Raw genomic sequence first — 2,048 nt, forward strand, 5'->3', positions numbered from 1 at the left:
GTCGCGATCGGTTTTGTTTTCGCGCTTTACGTGGGGATTTTTCAAAGACGCGGCGCTTAAGGCTGATATTTAATCTCAGAGATTAATCTATACAGAGGCGGCGTATCTGATCAAGCTCTGGCGGCGTATTTATAAAGAAATACGCTGTCGGAGCAGAGCGCGCACTGCAAGACTGGCGCAAGCAGCTAGAGATGGAATTTAAGAATTTGTAGCCGTATTTAGTAACGCGATAAAGCGAAACGATAAAAATAGATTCCGCACAAGAAAGATTACGATCAATTTTTAAGACTTGCCTTTAAATTTTAAAATTTAAAGGCTTCTCCGATTGAGGCTTCTTTCATCTAAAGCTCTTTAATTGCTAATTAAAATCCAGCCACACGTGGCGCCGGGTCTTATCCAAATCAATGCCTTTTGTCCTCATAAAAAATTCTTTTATCCTAACGTAGTCGTCCATAGTTTCTATCGTAAAGGCGATATCTTTATCCTTGCCTCGGATTATTATATTATCGTAGAATATAAGTCTAAGTTGAAATTTAAAAACTAAAAAATATATAAATTTTAAGACGAATAAAAACAAAAATGCAAGTATAGATATGAAAAATACTCTGAAACTACCTGTTTCTATATATTTTCTTACGTCGATAACTAATACCAATATGCAGATCAATAAAAAAGCGATTATCGTAGCATATGGATCAAATTTTAAGAAGAATCTATAAAAAACGCCTTGCCTCCTAAGCCACTCATTATCTCTTGCGAAATAGGCTCTTTTTACATCCTTAAGATCATCTAAGAATATAGTTTTTTCGGGCATTTTATTTGTATAATAAGTAACTCGATCATTATAAAATTTTACAAATTTCTTATTGTAAAAATTTGTAAAATATTCCATTATGATAGGCAATCCGAAAAATGGAAATACTATAAAAAGCTGATTATATCTAGTTTGATTGGGTTCGTATGAATACATAAAAATCATAATCGCAAGCGTGCATACCGTAGCAAGCACTATATAAAAATTCGTCCTATCTTTGAGTACTAAAGGCTCTTTATTATAATCACTAGCGCAACTCGAATTTTGTTCAAATTTATTAAGTTTTTCGTTTGTATTTATCGTATAGTCATCCGTGGATTTTTCAAATTTAGAATTCTTACTGTCAGAATTTTCGGCATTAAAATTCTGCCCTGAACCCCGCTCTAAATTTTGATGCCGTTCATTTAGAATTTTCTTTAGCTCTTCGAGCCTCTGTTTTCTATTCATCTTTTATTCTTTATATCCTACACAAAAATTTGCGGCGGGATTTTATCTAAATTTTTCCCTGTTTTGAGTAGAAAATAGGCTTTTAGCTCTTTGTATTCTTTGCTGCTTAGAAACGAAGCCTCTATAAAAGAACTTTTGTCATATATCAATATGCTGTCATTTATAATATCAAAGCCTAGCCCGTTAAAAAGCCTATATAGCAATAAAGGAAAGAAGCTAATAGATATAATTACCGCAAAAATTATCCAAAAATTTTCCTCCCTTCTGTCTATCACTACCGCTACGAAAAAAACTAAAAGCAAATATATAAAAGCAAATAGCAGCATAAGGCATTTTGTCTTTTTTGATATTTCGGGATATGACGGTCCCGTGGTTCGTTTGATACAAGTTATATCTGAAATTTTGGTCTCATATAAAACGGCTTCCGTCTTTTTAGAGTATAGAGTTATATCGTCATTTTTAAAGCATATATAGCACTTGCCGAAATTTGAGAATTTATTTAATGCTCTGAGCGGAAAGTAGCAATCCAGCAAAACGAGAAATAAAATTTGCTGGGCGGAAAATTTACCGCAGATCGCCATCAATATCGTAGTAATGATATAAATCGCGCCGATGATAGCATTTAAAATTATAGCGTGGTCTTTTATGATTATCGGCTCTTTATCGTAATCACGAGTTTTAGCGCCCCGCGATGAAACACCACCCGAGTTTAAATTTTGAAATTTTACCTCGTCTTTTGAGTTTAAATTCATGTCGTTTAAATTTCTATCTCGAAAATTTGCGCCGC

1 protein-coding gene and 1 pseudogene are annotated in these 2,048 nt (G+C 33.6%); both read right to left on the reverse strand.

What is annotated here, in order from left to right; all coding sequences use genetic code 11:
• Positions 1-358: 358 nt before the first annotated feature.
• Positions 359-1,261 (reverse strand): hypothetical protein, encoded by a 903-nt coding sequence (locus tag Q0257_RS10400; protein ID WP_298024625.1) that lies wholly within the window; start codon positions 1,259-1,261, stop codon positions 359-361.
• A gap of 17 nt (positions 1,262-1,278) precedes the next feature.
• Positions 1,279-2,048: pseudogene (locus Q0257_RS10405) on the reverse strand (hypothetical protein); the annotation flags it as partial.

The organism is uncultured Campylobacter sp., assembly GCF_938018035.1.
In the GTDB taxonomy this organism is placed as follows: domain Bacteria; phylum Campylobacterota; class Campylobacteria; order Campylobacterales; family Campylobacteraceae; genus Campylobacter_B.